At 73.8% G+C, this 20,409-nt stretch carries 16 protein-coding genes and 1 riboswitch; of the genes, 13 read left to right on the plus strand and 3 right to left on the minus strand.

Annotation, left to right across the window (positions count from 1 at the left end; translation table 11 throughout):
* Positions 1-206: 206 nt before the first annotated feature.
* From ACZ4W5_RS18250 to ACZ4W5_RS18305, 12 genes are all read left to right on the plus strand, one after another.
* Positions 207-1,706 (plus strand): CoA-acylating methylmalonate-semialdehyde dehydrogenase, encoded by a 1,500-nt coding sequence (locus tag ACZ4W5_RS18250; RefSeq protein WP_465655484.1) that lies wholly within the window; start codon positions 207-209, stop codon positions 1,704-1,706.
* A complete protein-coding gene (locus ACZ4W5_RS18255; protein ID WP_465655486.1) occupies positions 1,703-2,857 on the plus strand; it encodes an acyl-CoA dehydrogenase family protein in 1,155 nt (384 codons plus the stop codon). Before ACZ4W5_RS18250 ends, ACZ4W5_RS18255 begins: the two co-directional genes overlap by 4 nt.
* A complete protein-coding gene (locus ACZ4W5_RS18260; protein WP_360232727.1) occupies positions 2,857-3,930 on the plus strand; it encodes an enoyl-CoA hydratase/isomerase family protein in 1,074 nt (357 codons plus the stop codon). The genes ACZ4W5_RS18255 and ACZ4W5_RS18260 overlap by 1 nt, the downstream gene beginning before the upstream one ends.
* Positions 3,931-3,962: 32 nt before the next feature.
* Positions 3,963-4,814 carry a 3-hydroxyisobutyrate dehydrogenase gene (gene mmsB / locus ACZ4W5_RS18265; protein ID WP_465655519.1) on the plus strand — a complete coding sequence of 284 codons (852 nt, stop codon included), beginning with the start codon at positions 3,963-3,965 and terminating at the stop codon, positions 4,812-4,814.
* Positions 4,811-5,590, plus strand: coding sequence for an enoyl-CoA hydratase (locus ACZ4W5_RS18270; protein ID WP_465655488.1), 780 nt, complete (start codon positions 4,811-4,813; stop codon positions 5,588-5,590). Before mmsB ends, ACZ4W5_RS18270 begins: the two co-directional genes overlap by 4 nt.
* Positions 5,591-5,669: 79 nt before the next feature.
* Positions 5,670-5,828, plus strand: a riboswitch (cobalamin riboswitch).
* 98 nt (positions 5,829-5,926) lie between these two features.
* The gene (locus ACZ4W5_RS18275; RefSeq protein ID WP_465655490.1) at positions 5,927-6,994 is read left to right on the plus strand and encodes a peptidase; all 1,068 of its coding nucleotides are present in this window, start codon (positions 5,927-5,929) and stop codon (positions 6,992-6,994) included.
* A 35-nt stretch (positions 6,995-7,029) separates the two neighbouring features.
* The gene (locus tag ACZ4W5_RS18280) at positions 7,030-7,509 is read left to right on the plus strand and encodes a flagellar hook-length control protein FliK (RefSeq protein ID WP_465655491.1); all 480 of its coding nucleotides are present in this window, start codon (positions 7,030-7,032) and stop codon (positions 7,507-7,509) included.
* 407 nt (positions 7,510-7,916) lie between these two features.
* Positions 7,917-9,548 carry a prenyltransferase/squalene oxidase repeat-containing protein gene (locus ACZ4W5_RS18285; protein ID WP_465655493.1) on the plus strand — a complete coding sequence of 544 codons (1,632 nt, stop codon included), beginning with the start codon at positions 7,917-7,919 and terminating at the stop codon, positions 9,546-9,548.
* A complete protein-coding gene (locus ACZ4W5_RS18290) occupies positions 9,545-10,702 on the plus strand; it encodes a hypothetical protein (protein ID WP_465655494.1) in 1,158 nt (385 codons plus the stop codon). The genes ACZ4W5_RS18285 and ACZ4W5_RS18290 overlap by 4 nt, the downstream gene beginning before the upstream one ends.
* A gap of 10 nt (positions 10,703-10,712) precedes the next feature.
* Positions 10,713-11,948, plus strand: a complete 1,236-nt coding sequence (locus ACZ4W5_RS18295) for a CbiQ family ECF transporter T component (RefSeq protein WP_465655521.1) — start codon at positions 10,713-10,715, stop codon at positions 11,946-11,948.
* Positions 11,945-13,624 carry an ABC transporter ATP-binding protein gene (locus ACZ4W5_RS18300; RefSeq protein ID WP_465655496.1) on the plus strand — a complete coding sequence of 560 codons (1,680 nt, stop codon included), beginning with the start codon at positions 11,945-11,947 and terminating at the stop codon, positions 13,622-13,624. Before ACZ4W5_RS18295 ends, ACZ4W5_RS18300 begins: the two co-directional genes overlap by 4 nt.
* Complete coding sequence (locus ACZ4W5_RS18305) at positions 13,621-14,469, plus strand: ECF transporter S component (protein WP_465655498.1); 849 nt, start codon at positions 13,621-13,623, stop codon at positions 14,467-14,469. The genes ACZ4W5_RS18300 and ACZ4W5_RS18305 overlap by 4 nt, the downstream gene beginning before the upstream one ends.
* 55 nt (positions 14,470-14,524) lie before the next feature.
* Here the strand turns inward: ACZ4W5_RS18305 and ACZ4W5_RS18310 are convergent, their stop codons facing one another.
* The 3 genes from ACZ4W5_RS18310 to aceA all read right to left on the minus strand — a co-directional run bounded on the left by ACZ4W5_RS18310 (position 14,525) and on the right by aceA (position 18,465).
* Positions 14,525-15,391: a 3-hydroxybutyryl-CoA dehydrogenase gene (locus ACZ4W5_RS18310; protein ID WP_465655500.1), complete on the minus strand. Its 867-nt coding sequence runs from the start codon at positions 15,389-15,391 to the stop codon at positions 14,525-14,527.
* Positions 15,392-15,418: 27 nt separating this feature from the next.
* A complete protein-coding gene (gene aceB, locus ACZ4W5_RS18315) occupies positions 15,419-17,029 on the minus strand; it encodes a malate synthase A (RefSeq protein WP_465655502.1) in 1,611 nt (536 codons plus the stop codon).
* A 143-nt stretch (positions 17,030-17,172) separates the two neighbouring features.
* The gene (aceA, locus tag ACZ4W5_RS18320; protein WP_465655504.1) at positions 17,173-18,465 is read right to left on the minus strand and encodes an isocitrate lyase; all 1,293 of its coding nucleotides are present in this window, start codon (positions 18,463-18,465) and stop codon (positions 17,173-17,175) included.
* 384 nt (positions 18,466-18,849) lie between these two features.
* Here aceA and ACZ4W5_RS18325 point away from each other — a divergent pair, with 384 nt between their 5' ends.
* Positions 18,850-20,253, plus strand: a complete 1,404-nt coding sequence (locus ACZ4W5_RS18325) for a short-chain fatty acyl-CoA regulator family protein (RefSeq protein ID WP_465655506.1) — start codon at positions 18,850-18,852, stop codon at positions 20,251-20,253.
* Positions 20,254-20,409: the final 156 nt, after the last annotated feature.

A 20,409-nucleotide genomic window follows, 5' to 3' on the forward strand; every position in this document is an offset into this window, starting at 1 on the left:
GAGGATGGAGACGACACGCATGACTCCGGGCTGCCTTTCCCGTTCCGCTGCCCCTTGCCCTGCCGTGCTGACCGTCGGGGCACACCTGCTCCCCCGACGCTGACGTCAACCGCCGGACCGCCGTAGGCGCGCACGACCGTGCGCCCGGACGGTGGCGGTGGTCTCTCCATTCCTCCTCTCCCCATCCACGATGAGAGAAGGAACCGATGGTCCGTGAACTGACCCATTTCGTCGGCGGCAAGCGCGTCGCCGGGACGTCCGGCCGGTTCGGCGACGTGTACGACCCCAACACCGGCCGGGTGCAGGCCCGGGTGCCGCTGGCCGACCGGGCCGAGGTCGAGGCGGTGATCGCCGACGCCGCGCAGGCCCAGCCCGAGTGGGCCGCCTGGAACCCGCAGCGGCGGGCGCGGGTGCTGCTGCGCTTCCTGCACCTGGTCGAGCAGGAGAAGGAGGACCTGGCCCGGCTGCTCTCCGCCGAGCACGGCAAGACCGTGGCCGACGCCCACGGCGACATCCAGCGCGGCCTGGAGGTGGTGGAGTTCGCCGCCGGGATCCCGCACCTGTTGAAGGGCGAGTTCAGCGACAACGCCGGCACCGGCATCGACGTCTACTCGATGCGCCAGCCACTCGGCGTGGTCGCGGGCATCACGCCGTTCAACTTCCCGGCGATGATCCCGCTCTGGAAGGCCGCGCCCGCGCTGGCCTGCGGCAACGCCTTCGTCCTCAAGCCCTCCGAGCGCGACCCTTCGGTGCCGCTGCGCCTGGCCGAGCTCTTCCTCGAAGCGGGGCTTCCCCCGGGCGTGCTCAACGTCGTCAACGGCGACAAGGAGGCCGTGGACACGCTGCTGGAGGACCCCCGGGTCGAGGCGCTCGGCTTCGTCGGTTCGACCCCGATCGCCCAGTACGTCTACGCGACCGCGGCGGCGCACGGCAAGCGCGCACAGTGCTTCGGCGGCGCGAAGAACCACATGATCGTGATGCCGGATGCCGATCTCGACCAGGCCGCCGACGCCCTCGTCGGCGCCGGCTACGGCTCGGCCGGCGAACGCTGCATGGCGATCTCGGTCGCCGTCCCGGTCGGGGAGGAGACCGCGGACGCGCTGGTGGCGAAGCTGGTCGAGCGGATCGCCGCCTTGAAGGTCGGCCGCTCGGACGACCCGGCGGCCGACTTCGGTCCGCTGGTCGGCCGCGACGCCCTGGAGCGGGTCCGCGGCTACCTGGACCTCGGGGTCCGGGAGGGAGCCGAACTCGTCGTGGACGGACGGGACTTCCGCCTTCCCGGCCACGAGGACGGCTACTTCCTCGGCGCCTCGCTGTTCGACCGGGTCACCCCCGGCATGCGGATCTATCGGGAGGAGATCTTCGGCCCGGTCCTGACCGTGGTCCGCGCCGCTGACTACGAGGAGGCGCTGCGGCTGCCGAGCGAGCACGAGTTCGGCAACGGCGTGGCCATCTACACCCGGGACGGCGACACCGCCCGGGACTTCGCCCGCCGGGTGAACACCGGCATGGTCGGGGTCAACGTGCCGATCCCGGTGCCAATCGCCTACCACACCTTCGGCGGCTGGAAGCGCTCCGGCTTCGGCGACCTCAACCAGCACGGCCCGGACTCGATCCGCTTCTACACCCGCACCCGCACCGTCACCTCGCGCTGGCCCTCCGGGGTCAAGGAGGGCGCGAGCTTCACCATGCCGACGATGGGATGAGCACGGTGCACGCAAGTGACCTGACGGACGACCAGCGCGCCGTCGCGGAGGCGACCCGGGCCTTCGCCGACGAGCACCTCGCCCCGCACGCGGTGGCCTGGGACCGGGACGAGCACTTCCCGGTCGACGTGCTGCGCAAGGCGGCGGACGTGGGCCTGGCCGGTGTGTACGTGCGCGAGGACGTCGGCGGATCGGAGCTCTCCCGACTGGACGGGGTGGTCGCCTTCGAGGCGCTCGCGACCGGCTGCCCGTCGATCGCCGCCTACCTGTCCATCCACAACATGGTCGGCTGGATGGTGGACCGCTACGGGACCGAGGCGCAGCGTGCCCGCTGGCTGCCGGCGCTCTGCACGGCCGAGCAGTTGGGCAGTTACTGCCTCACCGAGCCCGGCGCCGGCTCCGACGCCGCCGCGCTCACCACCCGGGCCGTGCGCGACGGCGACCAGTGGGTGCTGGACGGCGTCAAGCAGTTCATCTCCGGGGCGGGCACGTCCCAGGTGTACGTGGTGATGGCGCGCACCGGCGGCCCGGGGCCGGGCGGCGTCTCCGCGTTCCTCGTGGACCGGGACGACCGGGGGCTGTCCTTCGGTCCGAACGAGCACAAGATGGGCTGGAACGCCCAGCCGACCCGGCAGGTGCTGCTGGACGGCGTCCGGCTGCCCGCCGACCGCCTGCTCGGGGCGGAGGGCGAGGGTTTCCGCATCGCCATGGCCGGCCTCAACGGCGGCCGGCTGGGCATCGCGGCCTGCTCGCTGGGCGGCGCCCAGAGTGCGTTGGAACGTGCGGTGGCCTACCTCGCCGACCGTGAGGCGTTCGGGGCCCGACTGCTGCACGCCCAGGCGCTGCAGTTCCGACTCGCCGACATGGCGACGGAGTTGGAGGCGGCGAGGGCGCTGGTGTGGCGCGCGGCGACCGCCCTGGACCGGGGCGACCGGCGGGCACCGCAGCTGTGCGCGATGGCCAAGCGGCACGCCACCGACACCGGCTTCGAGGTCGCCAACCAGGCGCTCCAACTGCACGGTGGCTACGGCTACCTCGCCGAGTACGGCATCGAGAAGATCGTCCGCGACCTGCGGGTGCACCAGATCCTGGAAGGGACCAACGAGATCATGCGCGTCATCGTCGCCCGCGGCCTGACCGGGGCCGCCTGATGACCGGGAACGACACCGAGGAGGTCCTCGTCCAGCGGGAGGGCCGGGCCGGGCTGATCGTCCTCAACCGGCCCGCCGCCCTGAACGCCCTCACCCACGGCATGGTGCGGACGGTCTCGGCGGCCCTGGACGCGTGGGAGCAGGACGAGCGGGTCGACACCGTCGTCGTCACCGGCGCCGGCGACCGGGCCTTCTGCGCCGGCGGCGACATCGTCGCCATCCACCGCGCCGCCACCGGCGGCGACCAAGGCGCCGTCGAGGAGTTCTGGCGCGACGAGTACCGCCTCAACGCCCGGATCGCCCGGTACTCCAAGCCCTACGTCGCCGTCATGAGCGGCATCGTGATGGGCGGCGGGGTCGGGGTCTCCGCCCACGGCAGCGTCCGGATCGTCACCGAGACCACCCGGGTGGCCATGCCGGAGACGGGGATAGGCTTCGTGCCCGACGTGGGCGGCACCTACCTGCTCGCCCTCGCCCCGGGCGAGCTGGGTACCCACCTCGCCCTGACCGCGGGTTCGGTCGGCGCCGCGGACGCGCTGCTCTGCGGGCTCGCCGACCACTTCGTGCCGGCCGAGCGCCTCCCGGCCCTGCTCGACGACCTGGCCGAGCTGCCCGTGCACGACGCCCTCGAACGGCACGTCGAACCCGCACCGCCCGGCCGGCTGGACGGGCAGCGCGGATGGATCGACAGCTGCTACGCGGCCGGCACCGTCGAGGAGATCCTCGACCGGCTGCGGGACAGCGGTGAACCCGAGGCGAAGAAGGCCGTGGACCGGATCACCGCCAACTCGCCCACCGCCGTGAAGGCGACGCTGGCGGCGCTGCGCCGGGCCCGGGCGCTGGGCCCCCTGGAGGCCGTGCTCGACCAGGAGTACCGCACCTCCTGCGCGGCGCTCGCCACCCGGGACCTCGCGGAGGGCATCCGGGCCCAGGTGATCGACAAGGACCGTTCGCCGCGGTGGAGCCCGGACACCCTGAGCGCCGTCGAACCCGCCGCCGTGGCCCGCTACTTCGCCCCGCTCGGCGAGCGCGAACTCGGCCTCGCCGCCACCACCCCCCTGGAGCGCTGGTGACCCACGACATCGGATTCATCGGACTGGGCAACATGGGCGGCCCGATGGCCGCCAACCTGGTCAGGGCCGGGCACCGGGTGACCGGCTACGACCTGGTGCCGGAGGCGCTGCGGCAGGCGGAGGAGGCGGGCGTCCGCCCGGCGCGGTCCGCGGCCGAGGCCGTCCGCGGGGCCGACGTCGTCATCAGCATGCTGCCGGCCGGCCGCCACGTCCTGGCCGCCTACGCGGAGCTGCTGCCCGCCGCCGGCCCGGGAACACTCTTCGTCGACTGCTCCACGATCGACGTCGCGGACGCCAGGGCGGCGCACGAGCTCGCGGTGAACGCCGGGCACCGCGCGGTGGACGCGCCGGTCTCCGGCGGAGTGGTCGGTGCGACGGCCGCGAGCCTCACCTTCATGGTCGGCGCGGAGAAGGAGCACTTCGAGAGCGCCCGCCCGGTGCTGGAGGCGATGGGCCGCAAGGTGGTGCACTGCGGCGCCCCCGGTGCGGGGCAAGCGGCGAAGATCTGCAACAACATGATCCTCGGCATCTCGATGATCGCGGTCAGCGAGGCGTTCGTGCTCGGGGAGAGCCTGGGGCTCAGCCACCAGGCGCTGTTCGACGTCGCCTCGACGGCCTCCGGCCAGTGCTGGGCACTCACCAGCAACTGTCCGGTCCCCGGGCCGGTGCCGGCCAGTCCGGCGAACCGCGGGTACCCGGCCGGGTTCGCCGCCGCGCTGATGGCCAAGGACCTCGGGCTGGCCGCCGGGGCCGCCGAGGCAGCGGGCCTGCCGACCGAACTCGGACGCAGGGCGGCGCAGCTGTACGCGGACTTCGCGGCGGCCGAGGGTGCGGGCCTGGACTTCTCGGCGATCATCACCACTCTGCGGGAGGGCGGCAAGTGACCGAGACCTACGAGACGATCCTGGTCGAGCGCAGGGGACGGGTGGGGCTGATCACGCTCGACCGGCCGAAGGCGCTCAACGCGCTCAACACGCTCCTGATGAACGAAGTCGTCGCGGCCGCAACGGACTTCGACCGGGACCCGGACATCGGCTGCCTGCTGGTCACCGGCTCGGAGAAGGCCTTCGCGGCCGGCGCCGACATCAAGGAGATGCAGCCCCTCGAGTTCGTCGACGCCTACCTCGGCGACTGGTTCGCCGCCTGGGACCGCTTCGCCGCCCTGCGCAAGCCGGTGGTGGCCGCCGTCGCCGGCTACGCGCTGGGCGGGGGCTGCGAGTTGGCGATGATGTGCGACATCCTGCTGGCGGCGGACACCGCGAAGTTCGGGCAGCCGGAGATCAAGCTCGGCGTCATCCCGGGCATCGGCGGCTCGCAGCGGCTCACCCGTGCGATCGGCAAGGCGAAGGCCATGGAGCTGTGCCTGACCGGCCGGACGATGGGCGCCGAGGAGGCCGAGCGGGCCGGACTGGTCTCCCGCATCGTCCCCGCCGACCGACTGCCGGCCGAGGCCCTGACCACCGCCGAGACCGTCGCGGCGATGTCCACCCCGGCGGCGATCATGCTCAAGGAGGCCGTCAACCGGTCGTACGAGACCACCCTCGCCGAGGGCGTCCGCTTCGAACGCCGTCTCTTCCACGCCGTCTTCGCGACGGCTGATCAGAAGGAGGGCATGGCGGCCTTCGCGGAGAAGCGCCCGCCGGAGTTCCATCACCGCTGACGGCACTCGCGGTGCGCCGCCCCCGCCCGGGGCGGCGCTCCGCCCGTCGCTGGTGCCGCCGTGATGTGACGCACGATCTCTTGACCCGGTCTTTTCCGTTTCGCCATGATGAGCCGTCACGTTGTGACTCCGTCGACGGGGGAAGTCCGGTCCGAATCCGGCGCTGACCCGCAACGGTAGGCCGCCGACGGCAATGTCGGTGGCGAGCCCGAGTACCCGTCGGCGGGGATGTGTCGTCCCTCCTCCCGTCGTGGTCTGCGGGCCGGAGCTCCGAGGGCTGCCCGGCGTGGTGCCGACGTCCCCCGGGCCCCTGCGTCCAGGCCCGGAAAGGCACCCATGCCCGCGCTCCGCCGCACCCTCGGTCTGCTCGCGATACCCGCCCTGGCGCTCGCCACCGCGCTCCCGGCGGCCACCGCCGCCCACGCCGACACCACGTCCTCCCGGACCGTTCGTCCCGACGCCGCCGCGGGCGGCTGGCTGGCCCGCCAGCTCGTGGACGGCGACCACTTCGAGTCCGTCTTCAACGGCACCGCCTACCCCGACCAGGGCCTGACCGTCGACGCCGTGCTGGCCTTCGCCGCCTCGCACAGCTCCGACGAGGCCGCCGCGAAGGCCACCGCCTGGCTGGCGAAGCCCGAGATCGTCTCCGGCTACCTCGGCGACGGGACCACCGAGGCCTACGCGGGCGCCACCGCGAAGCTGCTGCTCGCCGCCGAGGTACGCGGAGCGGACCCGGCGTCCTTCGGCGGCGTCGACCTGCCGGCCCGGCTGCGCTCGCTGCAGACCGCCGAAGGACGGTTCTCCGACCGCTCGCAGTGGGGCGACTACAGCAACGCCTTCGGCCAGTCCCTCGCCCTGATCGCCCTGCACCGCTCCCCCGGCGGCGCCCCCGCCGCGGCCGTCGACTTCCTGGCGAACAGCCAGTGCGCGGACGGCGGTTACCCGGTCTCCTTCGGCCAGCCCACCTGCACCAGTGACCCCGACGCCACCGCGCTCGCCGCCCAGGCCCTCGCCGCCACCGGCCGTACCGCCAAGGCGGACGCCGGCCTCACCTGGCTCGCCGCCCACCAGAACGCCGACGGCGGCTTCGCGGCCGCCGGGGCGACCACCTCCAACGCCAACACCACGGGCCTGGCCACCGAGGCACTGCTCGCCGGTGGGCGCCTCGGCGCGGGCCTCAAGGGCTGGAGCCGGCTGGTGAAGTTCCAGCAGGGCTGCTCCGCCGACCCGGCGGTGCGCGGCGCGGTCGCCTACGACGCGACGGGCTTCAACGCGGGCAGCGGCGCCCGGGCCACCGCGCAGGCCGTCCTCGGCCTGGCGGGCGCCCCGCTGGCCACCCTCTCCGCCGCCGGGGCCCGCCCCGACGCCCCCGCCCTGGCCTGCCCGACCCCGGCCGCCCGCTGAGTCTCCGAACCCCTGATCCCACGAGGAGAGTTCCGATGACCGAAACCCTCACCCCGGCCCGCCCCGTCCGCCGGATGCTCGGGTCGATCGCCGCCGCGGCGGCCCTCACCGCCGGCCTGCTCGGCGTCTCCGCCGTCCAGGCCCCGCAGGCCCGGGCGGCGGCCTGCAGGGGAACCACCGGCGTCACCGTCGTGGTCGACTTCACCGCCGTCGGCGGCGGCATCGAGACCGGCTGCGCCCCCGGCGACCCCGCCAACGGGCTCGCCGCGCTCACCGGCGCCGGGTTCTCGTACGCCTTCCACCCGCGCTTCCCGGGCTTCGTCTGCAAGATCAACGCGCTGCCCGCCACCTGCACCAACCCGACCGGCAGCGCCTACTGGTCGTACTGGCACGCCCAGCACGGCGGGCCCTGGTCGTACAGCAACCTGGGCGCGGGCAGCTACGACCCGGCCCCCGGCGACGTCGAGGGCTGGTCCTTCGGTGCCGGTGCCCAGCCGGGCATCACGGCGCCCTGACACGTGAGCGAACCGGCGCCCGTCCTCCATGCGGAAGGGCCGGGCGCCGGTGCTCAGGGTCGGCCGCCCTGCCCGGAGTTCCGGGCGTCCGCCCGCCCGTGCACCACCGCGAGGACCGGCCGACGAGGTGGTGTGAGCTATCTGACGATCCGTTGACTCCCTGTTGACCGGCGTGGTCTGATGAACCGGTTTTTAGCCCTCGGCGTTCAGGGGAAGCCGGTCCGACTCCGGCGCTGACCCGCAACCGTAGGCCCACCTCGGTGGGTGAGCCGGAATGCCTGGACCGGGGGCCTGTACACACAGCACTTGCGTCGTCGCGGACTACGACGCAGCTCTTGACGGCCCGTGTCCCAAGGCGGCCGTCGGCTGCGCCATGGTCTCCTGCGTCGACCGACGAGGGAGTCGTCGTGAGGGTCAGCAGCAGTCGCACACGTCACACAAGCCGGGACCTCGCCTCCCTGGTGGTCGCCGGAACCGTCGCGGCCGCCGCCTGCGGAACGGTCCTGCTCGGACACCCCGGCACCGCCGCCGCCGACCCGATCCCGTCGCCGACCCGGCCGCAGGCCGCCGCCGGAACCCGCCCCGACGGCGCCACCACGGCACCGGCCCCGGCCGCCGGGCGCACCCCCGACCTGGGCAGGGGCAGCGCCTACCTCACCGGTCCGGCCCAGCTGATCGACGGTCACTACTACGAGGCCTTCCCGACCTTCGCCGACTTCGGCCTCACCATCGACGGGGCCTACGCCCTCGCGGCGACCGGTACCGATGACGCCGCGCTGCGCAGGATCGTCGACTTCCTGGACCAGCAGGGCAAGGACCCCAACGAGCGGACCGTCAACGACTGGACCGCCGTCGGCACCGAGTACGCGGACGGCGGCTCGATCGGCAAGGCGGCGCTGCTCGCCGAGATCGTCGGCCGCGACCCGCGGGCCTTCGGCGGCCACGACCTGATCGCCGCCCTGGACCAGGCCCTCTGCGCCAAGGCCGACCAGAACACCGGCTGCGCGGCACCCGGCAACTACACCTACGCGGCCTCGGTGTTCTCCCAGTCGCTGGGCGTCATCGCCCAGGTCCGGGCCGGGGACGCCACCAACGCCGCGCCCGCGATCGCCTACCTCAGGGGCCTCCAGCACCCGGACGGCTCCTGGCCGAGCCTGATCCCCGCCACCGGCGACTCCAACGTGGACAGCACCGCGATGGCCGTCATGGCCCTCGCCCTCGTCCCCGGCGACGAGGCGGCCCAGGCCGTCGACAAGGGGCTCACCTGGCTCGCCGCCCAGCAGTTGCCCGACGGCGGCTTCCCCGGCGCAGCCGGCGACTCCACCAACTCGGCCGCCCTCGCCGTCCAGGGCATGACGCTGCGCAAGGCCGGCTACGGCGGGCAGATCGCGAAGGCGCTCGACTTCCTCGCCGGCCAGCAGAACGGCGACGGCGGGTTCAACGTCGCGTCCGCCGGGCAGCGGGGCTCGAACGTCCGCGCGTCCACCCAGGTGGTGGGCGGTGCCACCGGGATCTCCTTCGGCACGCTGTCCAGGAACCTCGGGGGCACGCCGACTCCGACGCCCACTCCGACGCCGACTCCGACCGGCACGCCGACGGGGACTCCGACCAGGACGCCCACCGGCACACCCACTGGCACGCCCACCGGCACGCCGACCGGCACGCCCACTGGCACACCGCCTGGCACACCGCCTGGCACACCCACCGGCACGCCGAGCCCGACGGGCTCGCCCACCTCCACCGAGTCCGCTTCGCCCACCGCCGCTCCCGCCACCAGCGGCGGCCCGACCAACTCGCTGACCAACTCGCTGACCAACTCGCCGACCAACTGGCCCGCCGACGGCGTCGATGCGCCGGCCGGAGGCGGCGGTGCCCCCGCCGAGGGCGTGGCGGCGCGGACCGGTTCCGGCAGCCTGGCCAGCACCGGCACCCCGGCCTTGGCCCTGACCGCGGGCGCCGGTCTGCTGACCGCCTTGGGCGCCGCGGCCGTCATCCTCGCCCGCCGCCGCAACGCGGCCGCTCCGGGGCGTCACCGGTGAGCCGGGGACTCCGTGAGCGGCTCCCCCGGCTGCTCGGGGCGGCGGCGCTGACCTTCGCGCTCGCCTTCGGCGGCGTCGCCGTGGGCGCGGCCCCGGCTGCTGCGACGCCGTTGCCGATGGATCAGTGCACCACGACCTCCGGGGCCGTACTCGCGGTGGACTTCGGGAAGTGGGGCGGCCCGCTGCTGCGCTCCTGCGGCACCACCCCGACCACTGGCTACGCCCTGCTCAACCAGGGCGGCTGGAAGACCACCGGCACCGGGCACGACGGTCCGGCGTTCATCTGCCGGATCGGCTACAGCGGTTTCCAGGGCGGCAAGCAGTACCCGACGCCGGACCAGGAGAAGTGCGTCCAGACACCCCCGACCACCGCCTACTGGTCGTACTGGCACGCCGATCCGGGCCAGAACACGTGGTCGTTCAGCCAGCTCGGCGCGATGCTGTACCAGCCGAAGCCCGGCAGCGTGGACCTGTGGATCTTCGGCGGTACGAACATCGAGGGCACCGAGGGGCGCCCGGCCTTCTCGCCGGACAGCGTCCGGGCACACAACTCCAGTCCCGGTGGGCAGCCGGCCGACCCCGGCGGCCAGGGCGCCACGGGCGGCTCCGGCGGCGCCTCAGGAGGCTCCGGTGGCTCCGGCGGCACCGGTGGTGCCTCGGGAGGCTCCGGCGGCAGTTCGACGGGTGCCACCGGCACGACCGGCGGCAGCGGCTCCAACGGCAGCACCGGCGGTACGGGAGGGGCGCGTACGACCGGCGGTAGCGGCACGAGCGGTGGCGCCGGAACTGGGCGGGCCCCGGTGCCCGCCAAACCGCCGGGGGCCGGCACCGCCGGCACCCCCCAGGACGGCGCCACCCCGCCGGGCGCGGCCGAGCCCACACCGGTGCCCGGCACACCGGTGCCGGTCGACCCGCCCAGCGCGGCGCCGACGGACACCCCGACCGGTCAGCCGACCCCACAGCCGGCGGAGGCCGCGGCCGCGCCGACGGCCACCCCCGCCGTACCGGGCGGAGTGGTGAACGCCGACCCGGTGGCGGACGCACCGCAGGACTCCGGCTCGATGCTCCCCGCCGTACTCGGAGCCGTCCTCGTCGTGCTGCTCGGTGTGGCCACCGTGGTCGTCGCGCGCCGCCGCCGGCGCCGGGCGGAGTGATCCGGTGACCATGCTCGACAAGCGCGACACGGCCTCCCCGCCCCGCGTCCCCGGCCTGGGTGCGGGGGGCCGGCGCAGTCCGCGGAACCTGCATCCGCTGGCCTGGTGGACGTGGGCGCTGGCGCTGGCGACCGCGGCCAGCCGCACCACCAACCCGCTGCTGCTCCTGCTCGTCCTCGCCGTGCTCGGCTACGTGGTCACCGCCCGGCGCAGCGAAGCCCCGTGGGCGCGCGGGTTCACCTACTACCTGTGGGTGGCCCTGACCGTGGTGGCGATCCGGGTGCTGTTCCGGTGCGTCTTCGCCACCGGCATCACCTCGCACGACCACCTGCTCTTCTCCCTGCCGCACATCCCCACCCCGGCCTGGTACGCGGGCATTCAGCTGGGCGGCCCGGTCTCGCTGGAGGCCACGCTCTCGGCGGCCTTCGACGGGCTGCGGCTGGCGTGCCTGATCTGCTGCATCGGCGCGGCGAACACCCTGGCCAACCCCAAGCGTGCCCTGCGGGTGCTGCCCGGGGCGCTGTACGAGCTCGGCGTCGCCGTCACGGTGTCGCTGAGCGTCGCGCCGCAGCTGGTGCAGAGCGTCCAACGCGTCGCCCGGGCACGGCGGTTGCGCGCCGGGCAGCGCAAGGGCGTCCGCGCGTTGCGCGGCATCGTGGTGCCGGTCCTGGAGGACGCGCTGGAACGCTCGCTCAGCCTGGCCGCCGCGATGGACTCGCGCGGCTACGGGCGCTCCGGCACCGCGTCCCGGCGTTCCCGCCGGCTCACCGGCGCACTGATGCTGCTCGGCATGTGCGGCCTGTGCGCCGGGGTGTACGGGCTGCTGGACGGTACGGCCCCCGCCGCGCTCGGCCTGCCGGCCTTCCTCGCGGGTGCCGTCCTCTGCGTGGCGGGGCTCGTCCTCGGCGGGCGGCGGGTGCGGCGCACCACCTACCGGCCGGACCGCTGGCGGGCCGCCGAATGGGCGGTCGCCGGCTGCGGGGTGACCGCCGCCGTCCTGCTGTTCGCCACGGTGGGCTACGACGCCACCGACCTCAACCCCTCGCTCTACCCGCTGACCTGGCCGGCGCTGCCGCTCGTCCCGGTGCTCGCCCTGCTGCTGGCGGGCGCCGCCGGGATCGCCTCCCCGCCGCCCGGCCGTACGCCCGAACGGGCCACCGACACCGCCACCGACGCCCGCCGAAGCAGTACCGGCGTCAGCAGTGGCGTCAGCACCGACCGCACGACCTCCGAGGTGAGCACGTGATCCGATTCGACCGGGTCAGCGTGGTGTACGACGGCGAGACCACGCCCGTCCTGCGCGACGTCGACCTGCACATCCCGGAGGGCGAGCTCTGCCTCGTGGTCGGCCGCACCGGCGTCGGCAAGTCCACCCTGCTCGGCGCCGTCAACGGCCTGGTGCCGCACTTCACCGGCGGCACCCTGCGCGGCCGGGTCACCGTGGACGGCCGTGACACCGCCCACCACCCGCCGCGCGAACTCGCCGACGTGGTCGGCGTGGTGGGCCAGGACCCGCTGGCCGGCTTCACCACCGACACGGTGGAGGAGGAACTGGCTTACGTCATGGAGCAGTTGGCGATCCCGCCGGAGGTCATGCGCAAGCGCGTCGAGGAGACCCTCGACCTGCTCGGCCTGGCCGACCTGCGCCACCGGGCCCTGTACGAGCTCTCCGGCGGCCTGCAGCAGCGCGTCGCCATCGGTTCGGTGCTCACCGCGCACCCCCGCGTCCTGGTCCTGGACGAGCCGACCTCCGCGCTCGACCCGACCGCCGCCGAGGAGGTGCTCGCCGCGATCACCCGGCTCGTCCACGACCTCGGCGTCACCGTCCTGCTGGCCGAGCACCGCCTGGAACGCGTCGTCCAGTACGCCGACCGGGTCGCCTACCTGCCCGGCGACGGCACCGTCGTGCACGGGCAACCCGCCGAGGTCTTCCGGACCACCTCTATCGCGCCGCCCGTCGTCGACCTCGGCCGCCTGGCCGGCTGGGAGCCCCTGCCGCTGTCCGTCCGCGACGCCCGCCGAGCCGCCGCACCGCTGCGGGAACGCCTGGCCGCACACCCGGCACCGGCAGCGCGTCGCGTACCGGCTCCGCGTCACGCACCGGCAGCGCGTCACGCACCGGCGGCCGGGGAGACCGTCCTGTCCGCCGAGCGGGTCGTGGTGCGCTACGGGCAGGTGGCCGCCGTCCGTGAGGTCGGGCTGGAGCTGCGGGCGGGCGAGGTCACCGCGCTGATGGGCCGCAACGGCTCCGGCAAGTCCTCGCTGCTGTGGGCCCTCCAGGGCTCCGGCCCCCGCCAGGGCGGCAGCGTGCAGGTCACCGGCTCCGACGGCGGCCCGGCCAAGGACCCCAAGCGCCTGTCCGCGGCTCAGGCCCGGCACCTGGTCGGGCTCGTCCCGCAGACCCCCACCGACCTGCTGTACCTGGAGACGGTCGCCCAGGAGCTCGCCCAGAGCGACCTGGAGGCACGCCACACCCCCGGGCCGACCGCACGGCAGATCCTCGACCGCCTCGCCCCCGGGATCCCCGACGGCACCCACCCCCGGGACCTCTCCGAGGGGCAGCAGCTGGCGCTCGTCCTGGCGATCCAACTGGCCGCCGCGCCAAGGGTCGTGCTGCTGGACGAACCCACCCGGGGGCTCGACTACCACGCGAAGGAAGCGCTCACCGGCATCGTGGACGCCCTCGCCGCCGAAGGCCGTACGGTCGTCGTCTCCACCCACGACGTCGAGTTCGTGGCCTCCGCCGCCGACCGCGTGGTCGTCATGGCCGAGGGCGAGGTCGTCGCGGACGGCCCCACCGCCGAGGTCATCGTCGCCTCGCCCACCTTCGCCCCGCAGACCGCCAAGATCCTCGCCCCACTGGACTACCTGACGATCCGGCAGGTGGCCGAGGCCCTCGCGGCGGCGGAGGCCGCCCGATGACCGCTGTCCGCATCCCCGGCCGGGCCCGCGTCGTCTTCGCCCTGGCCGCCTTCATCGGCCTGGTCGCCTTCACCTGGCCGTTCGTCGTCGTCCCGGGGACGTTCGGCTCCTCCTACGCCCCGCCCCTGATCTTCGGTGCGCTGCTCGTCCTGGTCCTCGCCGTCGTCATCGCCGAGATCTCGGCCGGCGGCATCGACGCCAAGGCCCTCGCCATGCTCGGTGTCCTCTCGGCGGTCAACGCCGGACTCCGGCCGCTCGGCGCCGGCACCGCCGGGGTGGAGACCGTCTTCTTCATCCTCGTCCTCGCCGGCCGCGTCTTCGGCCCCGGCTTCGGCTTCACCCTCGGGTGCACCTCGCTCTTCGCCTCCGCCCTGCTCACCGGCGGAGTCGGCCCCTGGATGCCCTACCAGATGTTCGGCTGCGCCTTCGTCGGCCTGCTCGCCGGGCTGCTCCCGCCGGCCCGGCGCCGCTGGGAGGTGCCGATGCTGGCCGCCTACGGGGCCTTCTCCGGCTACCTCTTCGGGTTCCTGCTCAACCTCTCCTTCTGGCCGTTCTCGACCGACCCGAACAGCTCCATCGCCTACCTCCCCGGCCTGCCCTTCACCGAGCAGTGGCACCGCTACCTGCTCTTCGACCTCGCCACCTCGCTCGGCTGGGACACCGGCCGCGCCGTCACCACCTTCACCGCCGTGCTCGTCGTCGGACCGGCCGTGCTGACCGTCTTCCGCCGCGCGGCCCGGCGCGCCAACTTCGAGCCCACGGTGCGTTTCGAGGCCGCGGACGACTCCGCCGCCCCACCCGCCCGAGCACACGCCGCACGGCCGGCCGGAGCGGCGCCCTCCTGATTCCGAAAGGTCCACCATCGTGCTCGCCGGTGACGCCGGCCCGGCGGATGGGTCGTCAGGCCGCTTGGTGGACGTGGAACCCGCGGCCGCTCTTGCGGCCGAGCAGGCCGGCCTCGACCATGCGGGAGAGCAGCGGTGGCGGGGCGTACAGCGGCTCCTTGTACTCGTCGTACAGGGAGCGGGCGATGGCCTCGACGGTGTCCAGGCCGATGAGGTCGGCGAGTTGGAGCGGGCCCATGGGGTGGGCGCAGCCGTGGACCATGCCGGCGTCGATGTCCTCCGGGGTGGCGTGGCCGGCCTCGGCCATCCGGATCGCGGAGAGCAGGTAGGGCACGAGCAGGGAGTTGACGACGAAGCCGGCCCGGTCGCGGGAGCGGATGACGCGTTTGCCGAGGGTGTCCCGGGTGAAGGCCTCCACCCGCTCCAGCACGGTCCGGTCGGTGTGCAGCGAGGAGACCAGCTCCACCAGCGGCATCACCGGGGCGGGGTTGAAGAAGTGCAGGCCGAGGACGTGCGAGGCGCGGGTGGTGGCGATGCCCAGCCGGGTGACGGGGATGGCGGAGGTGTTGGTGGCCAGGACGGCGTCCTCGGCGACGAGGACCTTGTCCAGGGTCGTGAGCACGTCGGTCTTCACCGCCTCCTCCTCGACGACGGCCTCGACCACGAGCTGGCGGTCCGCGAGCGCCTCCAGGTCGTCGGCGAACAGCAGGTGCGCCCAGATGTCCTCACGGTCGGTCGGGTCGATGCGGCCGCGGTCGACGGCGCGGTGCAGGGAACGGTCGATGCGGCCGCGGGCGGCCCGCAGCGCGGCGGGGTCCTTCTCGCAGACGATGGTGTCCAGGCCGGCGCGGGCGAAGACCTCGGCGATGCCGGAGCCCATCTGCCCGGCACCGACGACGGCGACCCGTCGGATCGCGTTCATTGGCTGCCTCCGTGGTGGGCGGGCGGTTCAGGCCGTGGTGCGGACGCGGACGAGGTGACGGGCGTAGGCCTCGGTGGTGAGGAAGGCGGGAAGGTCCTCCCCGAGGGAGGTCTCCGTGAGGATCCGCACGGCGTGGTCGACCAGTGCGGGGTCGGATCCCTCGGCGAGCAGCACGGTCCGCTCGCGGTCGATCAGCCGGTGCACCAGGTCGGGGGTGGCGAGCGAGCCGCCGGTGAGGCGGGTGCAGTGGTGCTGCCACTGCCAGAGCTGGCAGCGGGCGATCTCGGCGGTGGCGACGTCCTCCATCAGCCCGAACACGGCGACGGCCCCGGAGCCGCCGAGCCAGGCGGTGAGGTAGCGAAGGGCGATGGCGACGTTGGAGCGCAGGCCCTGCTCGGTGGGCAGGCCGGCGGTGAGCCGCTGGACGCCCAGCAGGTCGGCGGCGGTGACCTCGACGTCCTCGCGGGTGCGGTCGAGCTGGTTGGGGCGCTCGCCGAGGACGGCGTCGAAGGCGGTGCGGCAGGTGTCGACCAGGCCGGGGTGGGCGACCCAGGAGCCGTCGAAGCCGTCGCCGGCCTCGCGCTCCTTGTCGGCCCGGACCCTCGTCAGCGCCACTTCGTTGGCCGCCGGGTCGCGCTGCGGAATGGCGGCGGCCATGCCGCCGATGGCGTGGGCGCCGCGCCGGTGGCAGGTGCGCACCAGCAGGTCGGTGTAGGCGCGCATGAACGGCTGGGTCATGGTCAGCGTGGCGCGGTCCGGCAGGACGAAGCGCGGGCCGTGCTGGGCGAAGCTCTTGATCAGGCTGAACAGGTAGTCCCAGCGGCCCGCGTTGAGGCCGGCCGCGTGCTCGCGCAGCTCGTAGAGGATTTCGTCCATCTCGAACGCGGCGGTGATGGTCTCGATCAGGACGGTGGCGCGGATCGTCCCGTGCGGGATGCCCAACTCGTGCTGGGCGAAGGTGAAGACCTCGTTCCACAGCCGGGCTTCGCGGTGGTTCTCCAGTTTGGGCAGGTAGAAGTACGGGCCGGAGCCGGCCGCGATCTGCCGGCGGCCGCAGTGGAAGAGGTACAGGCCGAAGTCGACCAGCGCGCCGACGGCCGGGCGGCCGTCGATCGCGAGGTGCTGCTCGTCGAGGTGCCAGCCGCGCGGGCGGACCACGATGGTGGCCGGGGCGTCCCCGATGCGGTACCGCCTGCCCTCCGGGGTGGTGTCGTCGATCCGGCGCTCGATCGCGTCGACCAGGTTGAGCTGGCCGGAGACGAGGTTGTGCCAGGTCGGCGAGGTGGCGTCCTCGAAGTCGGCCAGCCACACCTTCGCGCCGGAGTTGAGGGCGTTGACGGTCATCCGGCGCTCGGGCGGGCCGGTGATCTCCACCCGGCGGTCGTGCAGGCCCGGCCCGGCGCCGGCCACCCGCCAGCTGGGGTCCTCGCGGACGGCGCGGGTCTCCGGGAGGAAGTCCAGGCTGCCGCCGGCCGACAGCACGGCGGTACGGCGCTCGCGCTCGGCGAGCAGCTCGGCGCGGCGCCCGGCGAACCGGTCGTGCAGACGGGCGAGGAAGGCGAGTGCCTCGGGGGTGAGGATCTCGTCGAAGCGGTCCTCGTGCTCGCCGAGGACCTCGATACGGCTGGGCTGGCTCATCCGGTTCTCCAGGAGGCGGGTGGAAGGCGCCCGGGGCCTCGTCCCTCAACGAGGCCCCGGGCGGCGGGGTGGAAGGCGGGCTCGTCCCCAACGAGACCGCCGGGGTGGCTCGGTGGTGGTTCAGGTCCCGGCCTGGCGGTGGCTCAGTGGAACTGCTCGGCCTCGGTGGAGCCGGTCAGCGCGAGGGTCTCGGCGTTCGGGTTGAGCGCGGTGGAGACCAGGTCGAAGTAGCCGGTGCCGACCTCGCGCTGGTGCTTCACCGCGGTGTAGCCGTCCGGCACGGCCGCGAACTCGGCCTCCTGCAGGTCGACGTAGGCGGTCATGCCGTGCTCGGCGTAGCCGCGCGCCAGCTGGAACATCGAGTGGTTCAGCGCGTGGAAGCCGGCCAGCGTGATGAACTGGAAGCGGTAGCCCATCGCGCCCAACTCCCGCTGGAACTTGGCGATCTGGTCATCGTCCAGCGCGGCCTTCCAGTTGAAGGACGGCGAGCAGTTGTAGGCGAGCATCTTGTCCGGGTACTCGGCCTTGAGTGCCTCGGCGAACTCCCGGGCCTGGGCGAGGTCCGGGGTGCCGGTCTCCACCCAGATCAGGTCCGCGTACGGGGCGAAGGCGAGGCCGCGGGAGATCACCGGCGCCATGCCGGGCTCGACCCGGTAGAAGCCCTCGGCGGTGCGCTCACCGGTGCAGAACCGGGCGTCGCGCTCGTCCACGTCACTGGTCAGCAGGTTGGCGGCGAGCGCGTCGGTGCGGGCCACGACGAGCGTCGGCACGTCGGCGATGTCGGCGGCCAGCCGGGCGGAGTTGAGGGTGCGGATGTGCTGGGCGGTGGGGACGAGCACCTTGCCGCCGAGGTGGCCGCACTTCTTCTCGGAAGCCAGCTGGTCCTCGTAGTGGATGCCCGCCGCGCCGGCCGCGATCATGCCCTTGGTGAGCTCGAAGGCGTTCAGCGGGCCGCCGAAGCCCGCCTCGGCGTCGGCCACGATCGGCACCAGCCAGTCCGGGCCGTCGTTGCCCTCGGCGGCGTCGATCCCGTCCGCCCGCAGCAGCGCGTTGTTGATCCGACGCACCACCTGCGGAACCGAGTTGGCGGGGTACAGGCTCTGGTCCGGGTAGGTCTGACCGGCCTGGTTGGCGTCGGCCGCGACCTGCCAGCCGGACAGGTAGATCGCCTGCAGCCCGGCCTTCACCATCTGCACGGCCTGCCCACCGGTGAGGGCGCCGAGGGCGTGGATGTAGTCCTGCTCGTGCAGCTGCCGCCAGAGCCGCTCGGCGCCGCGCCGGGCCAGCGTGTGCTCCTCGCGGACGGTACCGGACAGCCGGGCGACGTCGGCCGCCGTGTACGTGCGCTCGACGCCCGCCCAGCGGGGGTCGGAGGCCCACCGGGCGGCGAGCTCCGCCGCGCGCTGCTCCTGCTGCTGCCGAACCGGCTGAGTCATGGGTCTGCTCCCCAGGGGTGCTCGTTGCGAAGGATGTTTGCGAAGGATGTTTGCGAAGGATGTTTGCGAAGGATGTGACGCACCTCACCGCGAGGGCGAGTGGGCGGCCGGGTGGCGCCGGGCGGCGGTGGAACACCGCAGGACGTGGACGCCCGGACAGCACTCCGGGCCGCGGCCGGGCTGGAGTTCTTGCTGCTGTCCTGCGCACCTCCCGGCCGCACCACCGACTCTGGCAGCTCGCGAACCCGGCGTCACCGGTGGACCGCTGCCAACTTCCGCGAAGGATCCCCGGCGAATCCGCGAAGCTTGCGACGACCGGACGGTGGATCTTCCGGCTAGGCTGCCCGCACCCGGTCGGCTCAGGTGCGTAGTGGGGAGAACGTCATGGGGAAGGCCTTCGCCGGCGCCAGGCTGCGCCGCCTGCGCGAGGAACGCGGCCTCACCCAGGCCGCCCTCGCCCGGCTGATCGACCTCTCCCCCAGCTACCTCAACCAGCTGGAGCACGACGCCCGCCCGCTCACCGTGCCCGTCCTGCTACGCCTCACCGAGGCCTTCGGCGTCGAGGCCGGCTACTTCGCCCCGCCGGACAGCGCCCGGCTCACCGCCGAACTGCGCGACGCACTCGGCGAGGAGATCGCCGCCGGACGGGTCACCACCGGGGACCTCGACGAGGTGGCCGCCCGACTGCCCGCCGTGGCGCGCCTGCTCATGGACCTCGGCCGCGACCGCCGGGCCGTCGCCGAACAGCTCGCCGTCCTCGCCGGCGACCGCGGCCCGGCGCCCGACACCCTCACCCCGCACGAGCAGGTCCGCGAGTTCTTCTACCGCCGCCGGAACTACGTCGACGAACTCGACACCGCAGCCGAGGAGTTGGCGGCGGAGATCCGGCTCAGGCGGGGCGGGGTGCGGGAGGCGCTCGCCGAGCGGCTGACCACCGGGCACGGGGTGCAGATCACCACCGGGGGCGAGCAGCTCCATCGGTACGACCCGAGCACCGGGGTGCTGCGGCTGTCGGACCGGCTGCGCCCGGGCCAGCAGGCGTTCCGGATGGCCATCCAGCTGGCCTACCTGGAACACGATCCACTGCTGTCCGAACTCGCCACACAGGACAGCCCGGAGGCCTCCACCTCCTGGTCGCTCACCCGGATCGGCCTGGCCAACTACTTCGCCGCCGCGCTGGTCCTGCCGTACGCCGCGTTCCACGCCGAGGCGGAGTCGGCCCGGTACGACATCGAGCACCTCGCCGACCACTTCGGCGTCGGCTACGAGACCGTCTGCCACCGCCTCAGCACCCTCCAGCGGCCCCGGCTGCGCGGCGTGCCGTTCTCCTTCGTCCGGGTCGACCGAGCCGGCAACGTCTCCAAACGGCAGTCCGCCACCGACTTCCACTTCTCCCGCACCGGCGGCACCTGCCCGCTCTGGAACGTCTACGAGGCCTTCGCCACGCCCGGCCGCGTCCACGTCCAGGTCGCCGCCATGCCCGACGGCCGCCGCTACCTCTGGACGGCCCGCGCCGTCACCCGCTCACCCGGCGGCTGGGCCCGCCCCACCAAGACCTTCGCCATCGGCCTAGGCTGCGAGCTCCGCCACGCCGGACGGCTGGTGTACTCGGCGGGACTGGACCTGGCCGACGAGGCCGCCGCCACCCCGATCGGCCTCGGCTGCAAGGTCTGCGACCGCCCCGCCTGCCCCCAGCGCTCCGCGCCGCCCATCGGCCGCCCGCTGGCCGTCGACGAGCACAGCAGCACCTTCGTCCCCTACCCGGCACTTCCCGGTCCTCAGGGCTGACGCCCGGGGTGGACGGTCCGGTCGGCTTTCGCGCGAATCGCATGCGGTTCCGGGGGGGGGGGGTGGTTTCCCCCCCTCCCCCCGGGGGTTCTTTTCCCCCCGGCTCCCCCACCCGTTCCCTTCTTTTTTTTCTTTTCCCCTCCACAAATCCCCCCC

Source organism: Kitasatospora sp. NPDC029367 (assembly GCF_055569135.1).

Bases quoted from the DNA above. Each gene is read 5' to 3' on its own strand.
- ACZ4W5_RS18250 (WP_465655484.1), top strand. From the start codon at position 207: ATGGTCCGTGAACTGACCCATTTCGTCGGCGGCAAGCGCGTCGCCGGG.
- ACZ4W5_RS18295 (WP_465655521.1), top strand. From the start codon at position 10,713: ATGCTCGACAAGCGCGACACGGCCTCCCCGCCCCGCGTCCCCGGCCTG.
- ACZ4W5_RS18260 (WP_360232727.1), top strand. From the start codon at position 2,857: ATGACCGGGAACGACACCGAGGAGGTCCTCGTCCAGCGGGAGGGCCGG.
- aceA (WP_465655504.1), bottom strand. From the start codon at position 18,465: ATGACTCAGCCGGTTCGGCAGCAGCAGGAGCAGCGCGCGGCGGAGCTC.
- ACZ4W5_RS18280 (WP_465655491.1), top strand. From the start codon at position 7,030: ATGACCGAAACCCTCACCCCGGCCCGCCCCGTCCGCCGGATGCTCGGG.
- ACZ4W5_RS18255 (WP_465655486.1), top strand. From the start codon at position 1,703: ATGAGCACGGTGCACGCAAGTGACCTGACGGACGACCAGCGCGCCGTC.
- mmsB (WP_465655519.1), top strand. From the start codon at position 3,963: ATGGGCGGCCCGATGGCCGCCAACCTGGTCAGGGCCGGGCACCGGGTG.
- ACZ4W5_RS18310 (WP_465655500.1), bottom strand. From the start codon at position 15,391: ATGAACGCGATCCGACGGGTCGCCGTCGTCGGTGCCGGGCAGATGGGC.
- ACZ4W5_RS18325 (WP_465655506.1), top strand. From the start codon at position 18,850: ATGGGGAAGGCCTTCGCCGGCGCCAGGCTGCGCCGCCTGCGCGAGGAA.
- ACZ4W5_RS18275 (WP_465655490.1), top strand. From the start codon at position 5,927: ATGCCCGCGCTCCGCCGCACCCTCGGTCTGCTCGCGATACCCGCCCTG.
- aceB (WP_465655502.1), bottom strand. From the start codon at position 17,029: ATGAGCCAGCCCAGCCGTATCGAGGTCCTCGGCGAGCACGAGGACCGC.
- ACZ4W5_RS18305 (WP_465655498.1), top strand. From the start codon at position 13,621: ATGACCGCTGTCCGCATCCCCGGCCGGGCCCGCGTCGTCTTCGCCCTG.